At 66.8% G+C, this 21,412-nt stretch carries 19 protein-coding genes and 2 tRNA genes; 17 read left to right on the forward strand and 4 right to left on the reverse strand.

Annotation, left to right across the window (positions count from 1 at the left end; translation table 11 throughout):
- The first annotated feature begins 102 nt into the window (after positions 1-102).
- Positions 103-1,371, forward strand: coding sequence for a tRNA(Ile)(2)-agmatinylcytidine synthase (locus C438_RS09010; protein ID WP_004969052.1), 1,269 nt, complete (start codon positions 103-105; stop codon positions 1,369-1,371).
- A 24-nt stretch (positions 1,372-1,395) separates the two neighbouring features.
- Here the strand turns inward: C438_RS09010 and C438_RS09015 are convergent, their stop codons facing one another.
- Entirely contained in the window at positions 1,396-1,839 is a 444-nt protein-coding gene (locus C438_RS09015) for a DUF7382 domain-containing protein (protein ID WP_004969053.1), read from the reverse strand.
- Between the two features lie 75 nt (positions 1,840-1,914).
- Between C438_RS09015 and C438_RS09020 the strand changes: the two genes are divergently transcribed.
- From C438_RS09020 to C438_RS09030, 3 genes are read left to right on the forward strand one after another with little or no spacing between them, the layout of a single operon-like run.
- Positions 1,915-2,964, forward strand: coding sequence for an ATP-binding protein (locus C438_RS09020; protein WP_004969054.1), 1,050 nt, complete (start codon positions 1,915-1,917; stop codon positions 2,962-2,964).
- A gap of 20 nt (positions 2,965-2,984) precedes the next feature.
- Entirely contained in the window at positions 2,985-3,320 is a 336-nt protein-coding gene (locus tag C438_RS09025; RefSeq protein WP_004969055.1) for a CrcB family protein, read from the forward strand.
- Positions 3,317-3,673, forward strand: coding sequence for a fluoride efflux transporter FluC (locus C438_RS09030; RefSeq protein ID WP_004969056.1), 357 nt, complete (start codon positions 3,317-3,319; stop codon positions 3,671-3,673). The genes C438_RS09025 and C438_RS09030 overlap by 4 nt, the downstream gene beginning before the upstream one ends.
- Before the next feature lie 260 nt (positions 3,674-3,933).
- On the opposite strand, the gene C438_RS09035 is transcribed toward C438_RS09030, so the two are convergent.
- Positions 3,934-4,006, reverse strand: a tRNA-Asp gene (locus tag C438_RS09035).
- A gap of 29 nt (positions 4,007-4,035) precedes the next feature.
- Positions 4,036-4,108, reverse strand: a tRNA-Asp gene (locus C438_RS09040).
- Between the two features lie 267 nt (positions 4,109-4,375).
- Between C438_RS09040 and C438_RS09045 the strand changes: the two genes are divergently transcribed.
- The 9 genes from C438_RS09045 to C438_RS09085 all read left to right on the forward strand — a co-directional run bounded on the left by C438_RS09045 (position 4,376) and on the right by C438_RS09085 (position 14,828).
- Complete coding sequence (locus tag C438_RS09045; RefSeq protein ID WP_004044577.1) at positions 4,376-4,603, forward strand: DNA-directed RNA polymerase subunit H; 228 nt, start codon at positions 4,376-4,378, stop codon at positions 4,601-4,603.
- Complete coding sequence (locus tag C438_RS09050; RefSeq protein WP_004969057.1) at positions 4,600-6,165, forward strand: DNA-directed RNA polymerase subunit B''; 1,566 nt, start codon at positions 4,600-4,602, stop codon at positions 6,163-6,165. The genes C438_RS09045 and C438_RS09050 overlap by 4 nt, the downstream gene beginning before the upstream one ends.
- A gap of 1 nt (position 6,166) precedes the next feature.
- The gene (gene rpoB / locus C438_RS09055; protein ID WP_004969058.1) at positions 6,167-7,996 is read left to right on the forward strand and encodes a DNA-directed RNA polymerase subunit B; all 1,830 of its coding nucleotides are present in this window, start codon (positions 6,167-6,169) and stop codon (positions 7,994-7,996) included.
- Between the two features lie 12 nt (positions 7,997-8,008).
- A complete protein-coding gene (locus tag C438_RS09060) occupies positions 8,009-10,933 on the forward strand; it encodes a DNA-directed RNA polymerase subunit A' (RefSeq protein WP_004969059.1) in 2,925 nt (974 codons plus the stop codon).
- Positions 10,926-12,185 carry a DNA-directed RNA polymerase subunit A'' gene (gene rpoA2 / locus C438_RS09065; RefSeq protein ID WP_004969060.1) on the forward strand — a complete coding sequence of 420 codons (1,260 nt, stop codon included), beginning with the start codon at positions 10,926-10,928 and terminating at the stop codon, positions 12,183-12,185. Before C438_RS09060 ends, rpoA2 begins: the two co-directional genes overlap by 8 nt.
- A 2-nt stretch (positions 12,186-12,187) precedes the next feature.
- A complete protein-coding gene (locus C438_RS09070; protein ID WP_004044572.1) occupies positions 12,188-12,607 on the forward strand; it encodes a NusA-like transcription termination signal-binding factor in 420 nt (139 codons plus the stop codon).
- A 54-nt stretch (positions 12,608-12,661) separates the two neighbouring features.
- A complete protein-coding gene (locus tag C438_RS09075; protein ID WP_004969061.1) occupies positions 12,662-13,555 on the forward strand; it encodes a mechanosensitive ion channel family protein in 894 nt (297 codons plus the stop codon).
- 227 nt (positions 13,556-13,782) lie between these two features.
- Positions 13,783-14,211, forward strand: coding sequence for a 30S ribosomal protein S12 (locus C438_RS09080; RefSeq protein WP_004044570.1), 429 nt, complete (start codon positions 13,783-13,785; stop codon positions 14,209-14,211).
- Positions 14,212-14,213: 2 nt separating this feature from the next.
- Positions 14,214-14,828, forward strand: a complete 615-nt coding sequence (locus tag C438_RS09085; RefSeq protein ID WP_004969062.1) for a 30S ribosomal protein S7 — start codon at positions 14,214-14,216, stop codon at positions 14,826-14,828.
- A gap of 112 nt (positions 14,829-14,940) precedes the next feature.
- Here the strand turns inward: C438_RS09085 and C438_RS09090 are convergent, their stop codons facing one another.
- Positions 14,941-15,696, reverse strand: a complete 756-nt coding sequence (locus tag C438_RS09090; protein WP_004969063.1) for a DUF5781 family protein — start codon at positions 15,694-15,696, stop codon at positions 14,941-14,943.
- A gap of 189 nt (positions 15,697-15,885) precedes the next feature.
- On the opposite strand from C438_RS09090, the gene C438_RS09095 reads away from it, so the two are divergent.
- The 4 genes from C438_RS09095 (at position 15,886) to tuf (ending at position 21,410) form a co-directional block, all read left to right on the forward strand.
- Positions 15,886-18,069, forward strand: coding sequence for an elongation factor EF-2 (locus C438_RS09095; protein ID WP_004969064.1), 2,184 nt, complete (start codon positions 15,886-15,888; stop codon positions 18,067-18,069).
- Between the two features lie 364 nt (positions 18,070-18,433).
- Positions 18,434-19,003 (forward strand): hypothetical protein, encoded by a 570-nt coding sequence (locus C438_RS09100; RefSeq protein WP_004969065.1) that lies wholly within the window; start codon positions 18,434-18,436, stop codon positions 19,001-19,003.
- Positions 19,000-19,953, forward strand: a complete 954-nt coding sequence (locus tag C438_RS09105; RefSeq protein ID WP_004969066.1) for a homoserine dehydrogenase — start codon at positions 19,000-19,002, stop codon at positions 19,951-19,953. Before C438_RS09100 ends, C438_RS09105 begins: the two co-directional genes overlap by 4 nt.
- Positions 19,954-20,144: 191 nt before the next feature.
- Complete coding sequence (gene tuf, locus C438_RS09110) at positions 20,145-21,410, forward strand: translation elongation factor EF-1 subunit alpha (protein WP_004969067.1); 1,266 nt, start codon at positions 20,145-20,147, stop codon at positions 21,408-21,410.
- Positions 21,411-21,412 lie beyond the last annotated feature (2 nt).

Here is a 21,412-nt window from a genome sequence, read left to right on the forward strand (position 1 = left end):
GATACCGCCGCCCTCGCCGTGGTATCTCCGTTCTCGATGCCGCATTTATATAGTTGCGACCGACCCGAAAGGCGTTACTGCGCCCTCCGGCAATCTCCGCCGATGACCGTCATCGGCCTCGACGACACCGACTCCCGCACGCTCGGGATGTGTACGACCTATCTGGCGACGCTCGTCGCCGAGGCAGTCGAGGCCCGCGGTGGAACTGTCGAGCGGCGGCTCCTCGTCCGCCTGAACCCCGCGGTCGAACACAAGACCCGCGGGAACGCGGCGCTGGCGATTCACACCGACCTCCCCGCGGGCGCGGCGTTCGACCTCGCCCGCGAGGAACTCGACCGCTGGGCCGTCCTCGACGACGACCGAACCAGCCCGGGCGTCGTCGTCGCGCCGGGGTCTGCCGACACGGTTTCGACCGCCGTCGCCGAGTTCGCCCGCGACGCCGTCCGCGACTTCCACGACCCCGACGCCGCGGTCACTCTCGCCGAGCGCTCCGGGTTCCTGACCGAGGGCTGGCACGGCGGTCGCGGCCGCATCGGCGCGCTCGCGGCCGTCGGCGCGTGGGCCGCCTTCGACGAGTGGACCTACGAACACATCTCCTACCGCGAGTTCCACCGCTGTGGGACGCCCCGCGAGGTGGATTTCGACTCCGTCTTCGACGCCGCCGACGCGGCGTACCCCGAGGCGTGGGACACGGTGGACCGCGAGGAGGGCGAGGCCGTCTGCGTGCCGAACGCGCCGGGGCCGATTCTCCACGGCATCCGCGGCGACGACGCCGACACCGTCCGCGAGGTCGCCGCCGCCATCGACTCGGAACCCGTCGACCGCTCGGCGACGTTTCTCACGAATCAGGGGACCGACGCGCACCTCCGGGACGGCGCGGTCTCGGACCTCCGCGACGGCCGCGCCTACCGCGTCGCCGGCACCGTCGTCTCCGAACCGGAGACGCGCCCCGGCGGCCACGTCTTTTTCGACCTCGAAGCCGACGGCTCTGTGGTCCCCGTCGCCGCCTTCGAGCCGACGAAGCGGTTCCGAAACCGGGTGCGGGCGCTCCGCGTCGGCGACGCCCTCACCGCCTGCGGCGAGGTCGGCGACGGGACGCTCAAACTGGAGAAGTTCGCGGTCCGCGACCTCGTGCGGACGGAGCCCGCGACGCCCGTCTGTCCCGACTGCGGGCGGACGATGAAAAGCGCCGGGAGAAATCAGGGGTATCGGTGCCGCGACTGCGGGACCGACGCGCCCGGGAAAGTCGAGCGAGCGGTCGACCGCGACCTCGAACCCGGCTGGTACGAGGTGCCGCCGTGCGCCCGCCGGCACATCGCCAAGCCGCTGGTCCGCGGGGGCTTCGACGCGGCGACGCACCCCGAACGCTGAGGCCGCGGGTCGTGCCTTCGGCGCTCAGTCTTGGACGACCAGCACGTTCGTGTTCTCACGGCGGTCGACGAACGACTCCCCGGCGGGCGGCTTCACGTCCACGACGAGCGTTCCGTCCTCGCGGTTCGCGCCGAGTTCGGCATCGACCTGAACGGTCGCAGACCCGCCGTCACCGCTCTTCGCCGTCGCCACGCCGTCGATTTCGGCGGTTCCGGATTTCACGATGACCGTCGCGCCCTCGACGGGGTTGCCCTCGTGGTCGACGACGGTGAAGTCCAGCGCTTGCTCGCCCGGGCCGACCACGTCCGGCGTCGGCTTCACGTCGAGTTCCGAGGTGGCGAGACCCTGCACCCCGGAGAGCATGTTGAGCATGACGCTCATGCTGGCGACGCCGACCACGAGGGCGACGACGAGGCGAACTGGGAGACCTTCGATAGCGCGCGTGTCTGACCGGAACATATCGAGCATGGGCCGTCTGGCCGCGGGTTCGTATATAAACCCTCGTCCGGGGGTTCAAGTCGCATCGCGCGACCAGTGAGCGCCATGCACGTCATCGGCCGCGACTCTGACGACGAAGGCCCGATCTGTCGGTTCGGATGCTACCGCGCCCGCGACGGGAGCGACGGCGCGGCCGTCGGCCTCGACGTGAACCGCCCGCACGCGGCTGTCGTCGTCGGCAAGCGCGGGAGCGGGAAGTCCCACACGCTCGGCGTCGTGGCCGAGGGACTGGCACGCGCTGGGGGCGTCGCGCCGGTCGTGATAGACCCGATGGGCGTCTTCGGCGGCCTCGCCGAATCGCCGATAGACGCGACGGTTCACGACGCGCCGAGCGTCCGCGCCGACGCGCTCCCGCCGAGCGCGTGGCCGGACCTGCTCGGACTCGACCCGACCGCCCCCGCCGGGTCGCTCGTGTGGCGACTCGCGGCCGAGGAAGACTCGCTCCTGGCGATGCGCGGGGCCGTCGCCGACGCCGACGCCGCGCCCGAGGCGCGCAGAGCCGCGGCGAATCACCTCGCGCTCGCCGACTCGTGGGACGTGTTCTCCCCCGACGGCCTCGACCCGCGGTCGCTCTGCGGCCCCGCGCCCGACGTACTCGACCTCTCCGGTCTGGACGCGACCCCCGCGAACGCCGTCGCCCGCGTCGTCGCCCGCGGCCTCTACGACGCCCGCGTCGCGGGTTCTGTCTCCCGCATCCCGTGGTTGCTTCTCGACGAGGCCCACGCGTTCGCCGGCGGACTCGCCGAGCCGGCGCTTCGAACGATTCTCACGCGCGGGCGAGCCCCCGGCGTCGGCGTCGTCCTCGCGACCCAGCGCCCCTCGGCGCTCCCCGAGGTCGCCGTCTCGCAGGCCGACCTTCGGGTCGTCCACCGGCTCACCGCCGGCCCCGACGTGTCGGCGATGGCCGCCGCCGACCCGACGTACTTCGACGAATCGCTCCGCGCTCGGCTCCCGCGGGAACGCGGCTGTGCGCTCGTCGTCGACGACACCACGGAGACCGTCCACGACGTGCGAGTCCGACCCCGAGAGACCCCCGACGGCGGCGCGACACCGAGGGCGGTCCCCGAGCGCGAGCGTTCCGAAACCGTGGAGTAGTCTGGACGGAGAAGTGCCGTATGGACCGCTCGGAACTGGCGCTTGTCGCCCTCGGCGGCTTCGCCGGCGCGACACTGCGCTACGCCGTCTCCGTCGCGATTCCCGGCGCGGCCGGCACGCTCGCGGTGAACGTCCTCGGGAGCTTCCTCCTCGGGACGTTCATCACGTCTGTCTCCTCCCGCCGGGCGCAGTTGTTCTTCGGGACCGGACTGCTCTCGTCGCTCACGACGTACAGCACGTTCGCCGTCCAGACCGCGTCGCTGTCGCCGATGGGCGGCGCGCTCAACGTCGGCGCGAACTACGTGCTCGGCTTCGCCGCCGCCGCGCTCGGCCTCGCGTTCGGAGGGCGGCGATGACCCTCTCGCTTCTCTCGGCCGCCCTCGTCGGCGTCGGCGGGATGGCCGGCGCTGTCTCCCGGCACACCGTCGACCAGCGAGTCGTCGGCAAGTGGAGCACCGTCACGGTGAACGTTCTCGGGAGCGTCGCGCTGGGCTTTCTCGCCACCGCACCCGTCGGCGACGCGGCCGCGACGCTCGCCGGAACCGGCTTCTGCGGGGCCTTCACGACTTTTTCGTCGTTCGCGGTCGGCGTCGCGGAACTCGCCGAAACGGGCGACTACGACACGGCGGCGCGGTATGCGTTCGGGACGTTGCTGGCGGCGTTGGTCGGGGTTGCGATTGGTGGGGCAGTGGGCGGGTTGGTCGGCTGAGTGCGGAGCGCGGCGCTCGGTCGGGGGTTCGCCGAAACGTACGCCCGAGACGGGAGTTCACCGAACAGCGTGAGGTGAACTCAGGAACTCTCGTGAGTGAACGATGTGAACGAACGGGTGTGACGGGATTTGAACCCCGGTCGCTCCGCTCGCTGACGCTCGCTTCGCTCCTTGGTTCAAATCCCTCTGTCTGGCGGTTACAGCACGTAGGGGTCGCGACGCGACAAGACGCGTCGCTTGGCTTGTAACGTTCGGAAAAGCGCCCGAGGCGGGATTTGAACCCGCGTCACGACCGTGACAGGGTCGTATGATGGGCCACTACACCACCCGGGCTTACTGAAGTGAGTTTGCGGTACGGAGAGCGCCCGAGGCGGGATTTGAACCCGCGTCACGACCGTGACAGGGTCGTATGATGGGCCACTACACCACCCGGGCCCTCCGTCTGCACTCATTCGTAGCCGAGGTTTATAGATAAGACTTACCATCTGGGTTGCCCTTGGCCCGCGGTACCGCGATTCCCGCCCCGAAGACATTTATACCACGATACCCCATGCCAAGGTGTGACGATTCGCGCATCTCCGGTGCGTGACCTCCGATAGCGTCGCCTTTCTTCGACGCAGTTGGCAAGTGTTAAATGGGTGCGTCCCAAAATCAGCCGTAGTATCCCGTGACAGCTTCTTCCAGCACCCAGCAGCACCATACATGGTAGACGTAAGCCAACACAAACTGGTTCCGGAACACACGAAACTCGACGACGAGGCCGTCGAGGACGTGTTACAGGAGTACAACGTCGAGAAGACGAACCTCCCGAAGATCAAGCTGAAGGACCCGGCGCTCCCCGAGGACGCAGAGCCCGGCGACGTCATCAAGATCGTTCGGAACTCTCGAACGACAGACAAAGCAGTCGTATACCGACTGGTGATTGAATGAACCGACAAGCGCGACGCGAGGTCTCTCGCAAGTACTTCTCCGAAGAACGGCTCGCTGAACACCACTTCCGCTCGTTTAACGCGTTCCTCGAACGCGGCATGATGGACGTCGTCGAGGAAAAGGCGACCATCGAGACCGACATCGGCGACAAGGAGGGCGAGGAACCCGTCTACGTCGAACTCGGTGGCGTCCGCGTGGAGACGCCCCGCGTCCGCGAGGCCGACGGCTCCGAGGAACTGCTCTTCCCGCAGGAAGCGCGCCTGCGCAACATCACCTACTCCGCCCCCGTGTTCATGGAGATGTCCATCGTCCGCGGCGGCGAGGAAGAAGAGGAAGTCGTCGTCGACACCGCGGAGACGAAGGTCGGCCGGATGCCCATCATGGTCGGCTCCTCGAAGTGCAACATCGCGGAGCTCTCCGACGAGGACCTCGTCGAAATCGGCGAGGACCCCGTCGACCCCGGCGGCTACTTCATCGTCAACGGCTCCGAGCGCGTGCTCATGACCTCGGAGGACCTGGCGCCGAACAAGATTCTCGCCGAGTACGACACGAAGTACGGCGACGAGATTCAGGTCGCAAAGACGTTCAGCCAGCGTCGCGGCTACCGCGCGCTCGTGCTCTGTGAGCGCAACCGCGAGGGACTCCTCGAAGTGTCGTTCCCCTCGGTCTCCGGGAGCGTCAACTTCGTGACGCTCGTCCGCGCGCTCGGCCTCGAATCCGACGAGGAAATCGTCCACCGCGTCTCCGACGACCCGGAGATTGTGAAGTTCATGCTCGAAAACCTCGAAGAGGCCGAGGTGCAGACCCAAGAGCAGGCCATCGAGGCGCTCGGCAAGCGCGTCGCCGGCGGGCAGGGCAAGAACTACCAGCTCAAGCGCGCCAACTACGTCATCGACCGCTACCTGCTTCCGCACCTCCACGAGGAGGGCGCAGAAGAAGAGGAAGTGCGCATGAACAAGGCGTACTACCTCTGTCGCATGGCCGAGGCGTGTTTCGAACTCGCACTCCAGCGCCGCGACTCCGACGACAAGGACCACTACGCCAACAAGCGCCTGAAGGTCTCCGGCGACCTCATGAAGGACCTCTTCCGGACGGCGCTCAACAAGCTGGCGCGCGACGTGAAGTACCAGCTCGAACGCGCTAACATGCGGAACCGGAACCTGACGGTCAACACCGTCGTCCGGTCCGACGTGCTCACCGAGCGGCTCGAACACCCCATCGCGACGGGCAACTGGGTCGGCGGCCGCTCCGGCGTCTCCCAGCTCGTCGACCGCACCGACTACATGGGTGTGCTGTCGCACCTTCGCCGCCTCCGGAGTCCGCTGTCGCGGTCACAGCCGCACTTCGAGGCGCGCGACCTGCACGCGACCCAGTGGGGTCGCATCTGTCCCTCCGAGACCCCCGAGGGACCGAACTGCGGTCTGGTGAAGAACTTCGCGCAGGCGATGGAGCTCTCCCAGAACGTCGAGGACGAACAGTCGCTGAAACGAGAACTCGCGTCGATGGGTGTCGAGGGTATCCCCGGCATCGACAGCGTCGACGCCACACCCGCGGACGACTAACATGGCTCAGGCACAGCGAGAAGCGAAAGTATACGTCAACGGTAGTCTCGTCGGGACCCACCCGGACCCCAACCAACTCGCGGCACAGATTCGAGAGGCGCGCCGTCGCGGCGACGTGAGCCAGATGGTGAACGTCTCCGTCAAAGAGCGCACCCGCGAAGTCATCATCAACGCCGACGCGGGCCGCGCCCGCCGTCCGCTCATCGTCGTCGAAGACGGCGAGCCGCTCCTCGACGACGACCACGTCGAGGCGCTCGACAACGACGACCTCGACTTCGACGACCTCGTCGAGCGCGGGCTCGTCGAGTTCATCGACGCCGAGGAGGAAGAAGACATCTACGTCGCGGTCGACGAGGACGAACTCAACGAGGACCACACGCACCTCGAAATCGACCCACAGCTCATCTTCGGCATCGGTGCCGGGATGATTCCGTACCCGGAGCACAACGCCTCGCCCCGCATTACGATGGGTGCAGGGATGATGAAGCAGTCCCTCGGGCTCCCCGCGGCGAACTACCGCATCCGCCCGGACACCCGCCAGCACCTCATGCACTACCCGCAGCTCTCGATGGTCAAGACGCAGACCACGGAGCAGATCGGGTTCGACGAGCGACCGGCGGCCCAGAACTTCGTCGTGGCCGTCATGTCCTACGAGGGCTTCAACATCGAGGACGCGCTCGTCATGAACAAGGGCTCCGTCGAGCGCGCGCTCGCCCGCTCGCACTTCTTCCGCACCTACGAGGGCGAAGAGCGCCGCTACCCCGGCGGTCAGGAAGACCGCTTCGAGATTCCGTCGCAGGACGTGCGCGGCGCGCGCGGTGAAGACGCCTACTCGCACCTCGACGAGGACGGCCTCGTCAACCCCGAGACGGTCGTCGACGAGAACTCCGTCCTGCTCGGCAAGACCTCGCCGCCGCGGTTCCTCGAGGAACCCGACGACATGGCCGGTCTCTCGCCGCAGAAGCGCCGCGAGACCTCCGTCACGATGCGCTCGGGCGAATCCGGCGTCGTGGACACGGTCACGCTCATGGAGGGCGAAGACGGCTCGAAGCTCGCCAAGGTGTCCGTCCGCGACCAGCGCGTTCCGGAACTCGGCGACAAGTTCGCGTCCCGTCACGGACAGAAGGGCGTCGTGGGCCACCTGGCACCCCAGGAGGACATGCCCTTCACCGCCGACGGCGTCGTTCCCGACCTCGTGCTCAACCCGCACGCCCTGCCGTCGCGCATGACGGTCGGCCACGTGCTGGAGATGCTCGGCGGGAAGGTCGGCGCGCTCGAAGGCCGACGCGTCGACGGAACCGCCTTCCAGGGCGAAAACGAAGAGGAACTCCGCTCGGCGCTCGAAGAGCGCGGGTTCATGTCCTCCGGCAAGGAGGTCATGTACTCCGGCGTCACCGGCGAGAAGATCGAGGCCGAAATCTTCGTCGGCATCATCTTCTACCACAAGCTGTACCACATGGTGAGCAACAAACTGCACGCCCGCTCGCGCGGTCCCGTGCAGGTGCTCACCCGCCAGCCGACGGAGGGTCGCGCCCGCGAGGGTGGCCTCCGTCTCGGGGAGATGGAGCGCGACACCGTCATCGGTCACGGTGCCGCGATGGTGCTTCAGGAGCGCCTCCTCGACTCCTCCGACAAGGAGAAGGTCTACATCTCCGCCGACACCGGCATGGTCGCCGTCGAGGACCGCGACCAGCGCCGCATCTACGACCCGGTCACCGGCGACGAGGACAACATCCACGAAATCGAGATCAGCTACGCGTTCAAACTGCTTCTCGACGAGATGGTCGCGCTCGGCGTCCGCCCGCGAATCGAACTGAAGGACGCGGTCTAACCACTCATGTCAATGCAGACACCCAAAGAAATCGGCAGTATCCAGTTCGGGTTGATGGACCCGGAGACGTACCGAGACATGTCCGCGACGAAGGTCATCACCGCGGACACCTACGACGACGACGGCTACCCAATCGACATGGGTCTCATGGACCCGCGGCTGGGCGTCATCGACCCCGGTCTGCAGTGCCGCACCTGCGGCCAGCACTCCGGGTCGTGTAACGGGCACTTCGGCCACATCGAACTGGCCGCGCCCGTCATCCATGTCGGCTTCACGAAGCTCATCCGTCGCCTGCTCCGCTCGACGTGTCGAGAGTGCGGTCGCCTCTCGCTCACGCAGGAGGAGGCCGACGAGTACCGCGACAAGCTCGGTCGCACGAAGGAACTCGGCGACGACTGGAGCGACGTGATGAAGTCGGCGGTCCGGCAGGCCCGCAAGGCCCACCGCTGTCCCCACTGCGGCTCGCCCCAGCACGACATCAAACACGAGAAGCCGACGACCTACTACGAGGTCCAGAACGTGCTCGCCGGGGACTACTCCGAGCGCATCGCCGAAGCGATGCAGCCCGACCCCGACGACGAGGACGACGAGGGCGTCGACCCCGTCACTCTCGCCAACGAGACCGGTCTCGACGCCGAGCGCGTCAATCAGGTGCTCGCCGGCGAGTTCCGCCCGGTCGGCGACGACCGCAAGGCGCTCGAAAAGGCGCTCGACCTCGACCTCACGGAAGAGGACATGAACAAGCTGATGCCCTCGGACATCCGCGACTGGTTCGAGGACATCCCGGACGATGACCTCGTCACGCTCGGCATCGACCCCGACCGGTCGCGCCCCGAGTGGATGATTCTGACCGTCCTCCCCGTCCCGCCGGTCACGGCGCGTCCCTCCATCACGCTGGACAACGGCCAGCGCTCCGAGGACGACCTGACCCACAAGCTCGTGGACATCATCCGCATCAACCAGCGGTTCATGGAGAACCGCGAGGCGGGTGCGCCACAGCTGATTATCGAGGACCTGTGGGAACTGCTCCAGTACCACGTCACCACGTTCATCGACAACGAGATTTCGGGCACGCCGCCGGCGCGCCACCGCTCCGGCCGCCCGCTGAAGACGCTCAGCCAGCGCCTGAAGGGCAAGGAGGGTCGCTTCCGCGGCTCCCTGTCCGGCAAGCGCGTCAACTTCTCGGCGCGTACCGTCATCTCGCCGGACCCGACGCTCTCGCTCAACGAGGTCGGCGTCCCGGACCGCGTCGCGTCCGAGATGACCCAGACGATGAACGTCACCGAGCGCAACATCGACGAGGCTCGGCAGTACGTCCGTAACGGTCCCGAGAGCCACCCCGGCGCGAACTACGTCCGTCGTCCGGACGGCCGCCGCCTGAAGGTGACAGAGAAGAACTGCGAGGAGCTCGCGGAGAAAGTCGAACTCGGCTGGGAGGTCAACCGCCACCTCGTCGACGGCGACATCGTCATCTTCAACCGACAGCCGTCGCTCCACCGGATGTCCATCATGGCGCACGAAGTCGTCGTGATGCCGTACAAGACGTTCCGCCTGAACACCGTCGTCTGCCCGCCGTACAACGCCGACTTCGACGGCGACGAGATGAACATGCACGCCCTCCAGAACGAGGAGGCCCGTGCCGAGGCGCGCGTCCTCATGCGCGTCCAAGAGCAGATTCTCTCGCCGCGCTTCGGTGAGAACATCATCGGCGCGATTCAGGACCACATCTCGGGCACCTACCTGCTCACCCACGACAACCCCGAGTTCGTCGAGACGCAGGCGCTCGACCTGCTCCGCGCGACGCGCGTGGACACGCTCCCCGAACCCGCGGGCGAAAACGAGGACGGCCAGCCCTACTGGACCGGCCAGCAGATCTTCTCCGAGCTTCTGCCGGACGACCTGAACATGGAGTTCACCTCGAAGGTCGGCGACACGGTCACCATCGAGGACGGCCAGCTCACGCAGGGCACCATCGACGAGGACGCCGTCGGCGCGTTCGGCGGCGAAATCGTCGACGCCCTCGCGAAGGACTACTCGAAGACGCGCTCGCGCATCTTCATCAACGAGATTGCCTCGCTCGCGATGCGCGCCATCATGCACTTCGGGCTGTCTATCGGTATCGACGACGAGTCCATCCCGGACGAGGCGACGGCGCAGGTCGACGAGGCCATCGACGCCGCCTACGACAAGATTCAGGAACTCATCGAAATCTACGAGGCGGGCGAACTCGAGTCCCTGCCGGGTCGCTCCGTCGACGAGACGCTGGAGATGAAGATTATGCAGCGCCTCGGCAAGGCGCGCGACTCCGCCGGCGAAATCGCGGAGGACCACTTCGAGGAGGACAACCCCGCGGTCGTGATGTCGAAGTCCGGCGCGCGTGCGTCCATGCTCAACCTGACCCAGATGGCCGGCTGTGTCGGCCAGCAGGCGGTTCGGGGCGAGCGTATCAACCGCGGCTACGAAGGCCGCACCCTGAGCCACTACCAACCGGGTGACCTCTCGGCAGAGGCCCACGGCTTCGTCGAGAACTCCTACCGCGCCGGTCTCACGCCGCGTGAGTTCTTCTTCCACGCGATGGGTGGCCGCGAGGGGCTTGTCGACACGGCAGTCCGGACCTCGAAGTCCGGTTACCTCCAGCGTCGGCTCATTAACGCCCTCTCCGAGCTCGAAGCGCAGTACGACGGCTCCGTCCGCGACACGTCGGGGACCATCGTCCAGTTCGAGTTCGGCGAAGACGGCACGAGCCCGGTGAAGGTCTCGTCCGACGACGAGAACCCCATCGACGTCGAGAACATCGCCGACCGCATCCTCACCTCGGAGTTCAGCTCCGCGGAGGAGAAGGAACGCTTCCTCGGCGAGCGCGAACCGCCGACCAACCTCTCCGAGCACGCCGAACCGCGTGTCGACGCCCGTGCGGGGGTCGAATCCGATGACTGAACACGACGCAACCGCCGACTACGAGTTCGTCGACGACGCCGTCGTCGACATCGTCGAGACCAAAGAGCTGTCTCGCCGACTGAAGGACCGCATCTACCAGACCATCGAGGAGCGCGAGGGCGTCACCCTCGACCAGGCCGGCGAAATCGCGCAGGCCGTCGAGGCGCGCTACCTCGACACCCGCGTCGACCCGCTCGACCCCGTCGGGACGGTCTCGGCGCAGTCCATCGGTGAGCCGGGGACGCAGATGACGATGAACACGTTCCACTACGCGGGCGTCGCCGAAATCGACGTCACGCAGGGACTGCCGCGGCTCATCGAACTGGTGGACGCGCGGAAGACCCCCGACACGCCGATGATGACGGTGTACCTCGACGACGAGTACGCGAACAACCGCGAGCTCGCCCACCAGGTCGTCTGGAACATCGAGTCCACGAAGATTCTGGCGCTCGGCGACATCTCGACGAACGTCGCCGACATGGTCGTGCAGGTCAACCTCAACGACGAGACGCTCCTCGAACGCTGGCCGACCTACGACGACGAAGGTGTCGTCGCAAGCGAGATTGCCGAGACTATCGAGGACGCGCTCGGCATCAAGACCCGCCGCGAGGGGACGCTCATCGAGTTCGGTCCCGAGAGCCCGAGCTACCGCCGGCTCCTCCAACTCGTCGAGGAACTGCGCGACATCGTGTTCAAGGGCATCGAGGAGGTCTCCCGCGTCGTCATCCGCAAGGAGGACAACGAGAACACCGACGGCGAGGAGTTCGTCCTCTACACCGAGGGCTCGGCGTTCGGCGACGCGCTCGCCATCGAGGGCGTCGACGCCTCCCGGACCACCTCGAACAACATCCACGAGGTGCACAAACAGCTCGGCATCGAGGCCGCCCGCGAGGCCATCATCGACGAGACGATGAACACGCTCCGCGAGCAGGGTCTCGACGACGTGAACATCCGCCACCTGATGCTCGTCGCGGACATCATGACGAACGACGGGACCATCGAGTCCATCGGCCGTCACGGTATCTCCGGGTCGAAGGACTCCGTCCTCGCCCGCGCCGCGTTCGAGGTCACGGTCAACCACCTGCTCGACGCCGCCATCCACGGCGAGGAAGACGACCTCGACGGCGTCATCGAGAACGTCATCGTCGGCAAGCCGATCGCTATCGGCACCGGCGACGTGGACCTCCGCATGGGCTCGCTCGACGTCGAGGACGCGGACGCCAACGCGGCACCCGAACCGTCCGACGACTGACGATGAAAGTTACGCTGTCGGATACGGCCCGGCGCTTCATCGCGCTCTTCGAGGAGGAGACGGAGGCGACCGCCCACGACTGTCTCGTCTTCGACGACCGGGTCGTCTTCCTCGTCGCCGCGGGCGACATGGCGACGGCCATCGGCCCCGGCGGGCGGACCGTCCAGTCGGTCGAACGCCAACTCGGCCGGACGGTCGAACTGGTCGAAGACGCCGACACGCCCGAGGCGTTCGTCGCGAGCGCGCTCGCGCCGGCGGCCGTCCGACACGTGACTCTCTCGCGGCAGAACGACACCGTCGCGTACGTCGAGGTCGCCGAGGCCGACCGCGGCGTCGCCATCGGCGCGAGCGGGAAAACCATCGACACCGCCCGCGAACTGGCGCGTCGCCACTACGACATCGACGACATCCAGTTGACGTAACGCGGCGGTCGACTCGACCACACGTTTTTGTCCCCACCGAACGGCGAGCTACGCATGTCGCCGATACGACAGTCGCTCGGGGTCGCGGTCGGGCAACTCGACCCGACGCAGTTTTCGGAGTACGAGGAGCTCGCGAGCGCGACCGCGGGGTTCGCCGCCGCGGCGGTCGCGGTCTATCTCGTCGGCCGACTTCTGATCGTCCCCGGCGTGACGCGACTCGTCAGCGCCCGGAACCGGAACAACCCGACACTGCAGTCGGCGACGGAGACCTACGCGCACGCCTTCGTCATCGTCGTCGCCGCGCTCGCCGGCGTCGTCGGCGCGGGATACGTCTCGGTGCTCACGGACACGGCGCTCGTCGTCGCGGCGCTGACGCTCGTCGTCGGCGTCGCCGGACAGGAGGTCATCGGCGCGCTCATCAGCGGCCTCTTTCTCGTGGCCGACCCGGATTTCAACGTCGGCGACTGGATATCGTGGCCCGGCGGCGAGGGCGTCGTCGAGGCGGTCGACTTCCGGGTCACGCGCGTGCGGACGGTGAACAACGAGACCATCTCCGTGCCGAACACGGAGCTCACGACGAACGCGCTCACCCGGCCGTACGGCCGCGAACGGTACCGAATCACCGAGCGCGTCGATATCGCGTACACCGACGACGCGGAGTTGGCGCTCCGCGAACTCGTCGAGACGGCGCGGGAGGACGACCGCGTGCTGGACGAGCCGGAGCCGACCGCGCGCATCCTCGAATTCGCCGGGAGCTCGATCGGACTGCAGGCGGAGTTCTGGGTCGCCTCGCCGATGGACGTGAGCCTCGTCGACGTTCGCTCGGGGTACCGACGGCGCGTCAAGCGGCGGTTCGACGAGGAGGGGCTGACGCTCGGGCCGGCGTCGGGACGGGAGGTCAGCGGCCGCCTCGACGTGGACCTCGTCGGGGAGCGCGGCGGCGAGTGAGCCGGCGAACGGGGGCGAAAACGCCCGGTGTGTCGACAGTTCGCACGGAGGGGCAAAACGACACTATCTCCGGGCGGTTTAGTCGCTCTTCGACGCGGAGGGGCCGTCGTTCGAATCGGCGAAACGACCTCAGATTCCTCCTTAGGGGCCGCTAATCGCTCCTGAAGCCGTCTCGTCGGATTCGAAAAGGGAGGCTTAAGTAGCTCCATCTGGAACTGTTGTTCACTATGGCGAACGGCAAATACGCCGCGCGCAAGCTCAAGCAGGACCGGCAGAAGCGCCGCTGGTCCGACTCTGAGTACGCGCGCCGTGAGCGCGGTCTCGGCAAGAAGTCCGACCCGCTCGAGGGTGCCCCGCAGGGTCGCGGCATCGTCCTCGAGAAGGTCGGTATCGAAGCGAAACAGCCGAACTCGGCGATTCGGAAATGCGTCCGTGTTCAGCTCATCAAGAACGGAAAGCAGGTCACCGCCTTCTGTCCCGGTGACGGCGCGATTTCGTTCATCGACGAGCACGACGAAGTCACCATCGCCGGTATCGGTGGCGCGAAGGGTCGCGCGATGGGTGACCTTTCGGGTGTCAACTACAAGGTCGAGAAGGTCAACGGCGTCTCGATGATCGAACTCGTCCGCGGCAACGCCGAAAAGCCGGTGCGCTAACAATGTCGGAAAGCGACGCACCCGAGCCCGAGTCCCCCGCGAGTAGCGAGGAAGCAAAGGAGAACGCGCTTCTGTTCGGCGTCTGGGACGTCTCCGAGATGGAGTACACGGACCCCAGCATGAGCCGGTACATCAAGGCGACGCCCATCGCCCACACGATGGGTCGTCACGCCTCGAAGCAGTTCCAGAAGTCCGAAATCAGCATCGTCGAGCGGCTCATCAACCGCCTGATGCAGACCGAGGACAACACGGGACACAAACAGAAGACGAGCAAAATCGTCAAGGAAGCGTTCGAAATCGTCAACGAGCGCACCGAGGAGAACCCCGTGCAGGTGCTCATCCGCGCGGTCGAGAACGCCGGTCCCCGCGAGGAGACCGTCCGCCTCAAGTACGGCGGCATCTCGGTCCCGCAGGCCGTCGACGTCGCGCCCCAGCGCCGCGTCGACGAGGCGCTGAAGTTCATCGCGCAGGGCACCCTCAGCGGCTCCTACAAGACGACGACCACCGCCGCCGAGTCGCTCGCACAACAGCTCATCGGCGCGGCCGACTACGACGTCCAGACGTACGCTATCTCCCAGAAAGAGGAGAAAGAGCGCGTCGCCGAAGCGGCCCGGTAATCTCTCCGCTCTCTTTCGTTTTTCACCGCGTCGAGTGGCGACGCCGTACGGCGGGCTCGCGGGCCGTTCGCCCGCTCTCTCGCGGTCGGCGCGCGGCGTTCAGGCGCGGCGTTCAGTCGGCGGCCATCCCCGGGTTGACGACGTAGTGTTTCACCACGTCCACGAGCGTCCGGCGGTAGTCGCTTTTCGAGGGGTCGTCGGCGAGCGTTCGGAACCGCTCTTTGAACGTGTCGAGCGACACCGACGGCGCGTCGTCGGCCGCGGCGTGCGCGAGGTCGTACAGCCGGTGATCCGGTTCGACGAGGTCGTGCCGTTCGACGAGCGCGAGGGCGAACGCGGCGTTCACGGCCGTAATCTCGGGGTCCGACCCGGCGGTGACGAGCCGGGACCCCGGCCGCCCGGACGCCTGCGGTCGGTCGGCGAGCGCCGCGGCCAGTTGCGATTCGAGGAACTGGACGAGTTTGTCCGCGGGCGCGACAGACAGCGTCAGGTCGTCGGCGTAGATGTCCTTGCAGTGGTTGGCTATCTGGTAGCAGTGCGCGAGCTTTCGGCGCTCGACGGTGCGCCCCGCGAGCGCGAGAAAGACCGCCTCGCGCGTGGACTGGTAGTGCGAGACGTGGCCCTCCTCGTTTCGGGCCATGTGCGATAGCTCGTGGAGCGCGAGCTCGCGGGCCATCGCGCTGGTGGCGGCCTGCCGGGAGATGTTGAGGACGTGGCGGTCCTGATAGTGGCCGGCCCACGTGCGGGAGTCGGGGTCGTCGCGCACGCGCACGAACACGGGGTACGAAAGCTCGAACTCGGTTTCGAACAGGTCGGCGGCGCTCAAGAACGGGTCTGCCGGTGCGCCCCCGACGACTCGGAGGTCCATTCAACTTGAGAAATGTTATCAACCAACATGACTCTTGCGCCGACGCGGCGACGAGATTCGCGTCCGGCGGACAGTCTCGCCTATCGTGACAAAAATGCTCATACCCCGGCGGTAGGACGGCTGAAAATGGGAAATCCGCTCGGCAAAAACACTACTCTTTTGACCCTCCTGCCGGTAGACCCCTGTATAATGGGCCGACGAAAGAAGATCGTCCAGGAATGTGAGAAACTGATGGACAAGCCGGAGCAGATCCGGAACATCGCCATCGCCGCTCACGTCGACCACGGTAAGACGACCCTCTCCGACAACCTCCTCGCGGGTGCGGGCATGATCTCCGACGAGACTGCCGGCCAGCAGCTCGCGATGGACACGAAGGAAGACGAACAGGAACGCGGCATCACCATCGACGCCGCAAACGTCTCGATGACCCACGAATGGGAAGGCGAGAACCACCTCATCAACCTCATCGACACGCCGGGCCACGTCGACTTCGGTGGCGACGTGACGCGCGCGATGCGCGCCGTCGACGGCGCGCTCGTCGTCGTCGACGCCGTCGAGGGTGCCATGCCGCAGACCGAGACGGTCCTGCGTCAGGCGCTCCGCGAGGGCGTCAAGCCGGCGCTTTTCATCAACAAGGTCGACCGCCTCATCAACGAACTGCAGGAAGGTCCCGAGGAGATGCAGAAGCGCCTCGTCGACGTCATCTCCGACGTCAACGAGCTCATCCGCGGGATGACCGAGGAGAAGGACTACGACTGGACGGTCTCCGTCGAAGACGGGACCGTCGCCTTCGGGTCCGCCCTCTACAAGTGGGGCGTCTCCATGCCGTCGATGGAGGAGACCGGTATCTCCTTCGGCGACATCATGGAACTCGAACGCGGTGGCGACCGCCAGGAACTCCACGAGCGCACGCCGCTTTCGGACGTCGTCCTCGACATGGTCGCGGAGCACTTCCCCGACCCGCTCGACGCCCAGCCCCGTCGTATCCCGACGGTCTGGCGCGGTGACTCCGAGTCCGACCTCGCGCGCCAGATGCGCGAAGTCGACGACGAGGGCGAAGTCGTCTTCATGGCGACCGACATCTCGATGGACCCCCACGCGGGCGAAATCGCCACGGGTCGCCTGTTCTCAGGCACCATCCGCAAGGGTCAGGAGCTCTACGTCTCCGGGACCGCGGGCAAGAACCGCGTCCAGTCCGTCGGTGTCTTCATGGGCGGCGAGCGCGAGGAACTCGACCGCGGCGTCCCCGCGGGGAACATCGCGGCCGTCACGGGTCTCCGTGACGCTATCGCCGGTTCTACCGTCTCTTCCGTCGAGATGACGCCGTTCGAGTCCATCGAGCACATCTCCGAGCCTGTCATCACGAAGTCCGTCGAGGCAGAGCGCATGGACGACCTGCCGAAGCTCATCCAGACGCTCCAGCAGGTCGCGAAGGAAGACCCGACCATCCGCATCGAGATTAACGAGGACACGGGCGAGCACCTCATCTCCGGTCAGGGCGAGCTCCACCTCGAAGTCATCACCCAGCGTATCCGCGACAACCAGGGCATCCCGGTCCGCACCGGTGAGCCGATTGTCGTCTACCGCGAGCAGGTCCAGGGCAAGTCCCACGAGGTCGAGGGCGTCTCCCCGAACCGCCACAACAAGTTCTACATCACGGCGGAACCCCTCTCGCAGGACATCGTCGACTCCATCAAGCTCGGCGAAATCTCGATGGACATGCCCGAACTGGAGCGCCGCGAGGCCCTCCAGGAAGCCGGCATGGACAAGGACACGTCCCAGAACGTCGAACACATCCACGGGACGAACATCCTCATCGACGACACGAAGGGTATCCAGCACCTCAACGAGACGATGGAACTCGTCATCGAGGGCCTCGAAGAGGCGCTCGACGACGGTCCGCTCGCCGCGGAGCCCGTTCAGGGGACGCTCCTGCGCCTCCACGACGCGCGCCTCCACGAGGACACCATCCACCGCGGTCCCGCCCAGGTTATCCCTGCGACGCGTGACGCGGTCCACCGCTCGCTCATCGCGGGTCAGGTGAAGCTCCTCGAACCCATCCAGAACGTCCGCATCGACGTCGCCTCCGAATACATGGGCTCGGCCTCCGGCGAGATTCAGGGTCGCCGCGGCCGCGTCGACGACATGTATCAGGAAGGTGACCTCATGGTCATCGAGGGCATCGCGCCCGTCGAAGAGATGATCGGCTTCTCGTCGGACATCCGTTCGGCCACGGAAGGCCGCGCCTCCTGGAACACGGAGAACGCCGGCTTCCGCGTGCTCTCGGACAACCTCCAGCGCGAGAAGATCATGGAGATTCGCGAGCGCAAGGGCATGAAGCTCGAACTCTCGCAGGCTATCGACTACATCTAAGCGCGACCCTTCGCGCCTTCTTTCGATTTTTCACCCGGACAGCGATAGCCCCGGTTCGTCGGCCCCTCCCCGCGCCGCCGGGTGTCCCTCCGTTTCGCCTCCGGCCCCATTACGGCTCAGTTCGCTTCGGCGGAGCCACCACGGCGTGCCGCCTCGACTCGCGGGCGTCACCGCCTGTGACATATGCCAGCACGCCCTCGGCGTCGGCAAACCGTGTCGCCTGCGAAGGCTTATACCGCGTGGCCGAATCACGGGTAGATATGCGTAAGGGCACGTCTCTCGACTCCTGGCGCGACGACGCGAAACCACGACAAAGCCGCGCGTCGCGGACAACAGCGTCGGGACGGCCCGCGGGGGTGGGGCGATGAGCGCACAGGACCTCGACGGCGGGAGCGACGCCGAGGCCGACGGGAGCGGCGAGATGCCGAAGCCGCACACGATTCGGCTCGAACTCGCCGACGAGCCCGGACAGTTGCTGGCCGCGCTCGCGCCGATCTCCGACAACGGCGGCAATCTCCTGTCTATCTTCCACGAGCGCGGGAATCTGACCCCGCGCGGACACATCCCCGTGGAGGTCGACCTCGAATGCCCGCCCGACCGCTTCGAGCGAATCGTCGACGCGCTCCGCGACGCCGGCGTCAACGTCATCCGCGCCGGCGCGGAGCACTTCGGCGAGGAGGTGATGGTCATCCTCGTCGGCGACACCGTCGACTCCGACCTCTCGGACACGCTCCACCGCATCGAGTCCTCGGCTGACGCGACCTTACAGGACCTGTCGCTGTCCGCCCGCGAGGGGACCGACGAGGCGTCGAGCGCCCGTCTCCGACTCGCGGTCCGCTCGGGCCGCGTCGACGAGACGCTCGCGGTCGTTCGCGACCTCGCGGCCGAGAAAGGACTGCACGTCGTCGAGCCGCTCGCGGAGGGGTCCCAATGAGCCTCAGACTCGCCGTGCTCGGCGCGGGCGCGGTCGGCGGCTCCGTCCTCGACCTCGCGGGCGACTACGGCCACGACGTCGTCGCGTTCGCGGACTCGTCTTCCTCCGCTGTCGACCCCGCCGGACTCGACCCGAGCGCGGTCCACGACCGCAAAGAGCGCGACGGCGTGGTCGGCGACGCGGACCCCGAGTCGGTGTTCGACGCCGACTACGACGTGTTGGTGGAGGCGACGCCGACGACGCTCGGCGACGCCGAACCCGGCTTCTCGCACGTCGAGCGCGCGCTGGCCGACGACCGCCACGTCGTCTTGGCGAACAAAGGCCCGGTCGCAGAACGGTACGCCGACCTGCGCGCGCTCGAAGCCGAAAGCGAGGGGACCGTCCAGTTCGAGGCGGCCGTCGGCGGTGCGATTCCCATCCTCTCGACCATCTCGGACCTCGGCGCGCCGCACGTGACCGCCGCGCGCGGCGTGCTGAACGGGACGGCGAACTTCATCCTCTCGCGGATGGCCGCCGAGGGCCTCGACTACGAGCACGTGCTCGCGGAAGCCCAAGACCTCGGCGTCGCCGAGGCCGACCCGACCTTCGACGTGGACGGCATCGACGCCGCGCTGAAGTTCGTCATCCTCGCCAACGTCCTCTCCGACGGCGAGACGGAGTACGCGCTCGACGACGCCGAGGTCGAGGGCATCCGCAACGTTCCGGGGACGGCGCTCGACCTCGCCGCCGAGGACGGCCGGACGGTCCGCCTCATCGGCGAGGCGACCGCCGACGGCGTCCGCGTGGCTCCGCGGCTGATTCCGCAGGGCTCCGCGCTGTCGGTCACGGGCACGCAGAACATCGTCCAGTTGGAGACCAAACACGCGGGGCAACTGAACATCAGCGGCCGCGGAGCGGGCGGTCCCGAGACGGCGACGGCCGTCCTGTCCGACGTGTCTCGTCTCGAATAGCCACACAGACGGCTCGTACCCCTCGTTTTCTTCGACTGTCGACCTCGACGGAGCGCCCCGTTCCCGAGACCGTGGTATGGTTCCGCAAATCGCAGTACGGCGGTTAGACGGCCCGTAGCGCGTATCGAAATCGTTTTAGGGGTTTCAGCAAAAACATTCCCCACAGAGCGCCTTAGCGCGTGAACACACCAATGAGCGACAAACCCCACCAGAACCTGGCCATTATCGGCCACGTCGACCACGGTAAGAGTACGCTCGTCGGCCGACTCCTGTTCGAGACCGGCTCCGTCCCGGAGCACGTCATCGAGCAGCACCGAGAGGAAGCCGAGGAGAAGGGCAAGGGCGGATTCGAATTCGCCTACGTCATGGACAACCTCGCCGAAGAGCGCGAGCGCGGTGTCACCATCGACATCGCCCACCAGGAGTTCGACACGGACGAGTTCTACTTCACCATCGTCGACTGTCCTGGCCACCGCGACTTCGTCAAGAACATGATCACCGGTGCTTCGCAGGCTGACAACGCGGTCCTCGTCGTCGCCGCCGACGACGGTGTCGCACCTCAGACCCGCGAGCACGTCTTCCTCGCCCGCACCCTGGGCATCGGCGAACTCATCATCGCGGTCAACAAGATGGACGTCGTCGACTACAGCGAAGACAAGTACAAGGACGTCAAGGAGCAGGTCAACAAGCTCCTCAAGCAGGTCCGCTTCAACTCCGACGACGCGACCTACGTCCCGATTTCGGCCTTCGAAGGCGACAACATCGCCGAGCGCTCCGACAACACGCCGTGGTACGACGGCGACATTCTCCTCGAAGCGCTCAACAACCTGCCGGCACCGCAGCCGCCGACGGACGCGCCGCTGCGCCTGCCCATCCAGGACGTCTACACCATCTCCGGCATCGGTACGGTCCCGGTCGGCCGTATCGAGACGGGTACCCTCAACCCCGGCGACAACGTGAGCTTCCAGCCCTCTGACGTCGGCGGCGAGGTCAAGACCGTCGAGATGCACCACGAGGAAGTCGACCAGGCCGGACCTGGCGACAACGTTGGCTTCAACGTCCGTGGCGTCGGCAAGGACGACATCCGCCGCGGCGACGTCTGTGGCCCGGCTGACGACCCGCCGAAGGTCGCCGAGACCTTCAAGGCGCAGGTCGTCGTCATGCAGCACCCCTCGGTCATCACCGCTGGCTACACGCCGGTCTTCCACGCCCACACGGCGCAGGTCGCGTGTACCATCGAGTCGATCGACCAGAAGCTCGACCCCGCGTCGGGCGAGGTTGCTGAGGAGAACCCGGACTTCATCAAGTCCGGCGACGCCGCTATCGTGACCGTCCGTCCGCAGAAGCCGCTCAGCATCGAGCCGTCCTCCGAGATCCCGGAGCTCGGCAGCTTCGCTGTCCGTGACATGGGTCAGACCATCGCGGCCGGCAAAGTGCTCGAAGTCAACGAGCGATAACG

The sequence above is a fragment of the Haloferax denitrificans ATCC 35960 genome (genome assembly GCF_000337795.1).
In the GTDB taxonomy this organism is placed as follows: Archaea; Halobacteriota; Halobacteria; order Halobacteriales; family Haloferacaceae; genus Haloferax; species Haloferax denitrificans.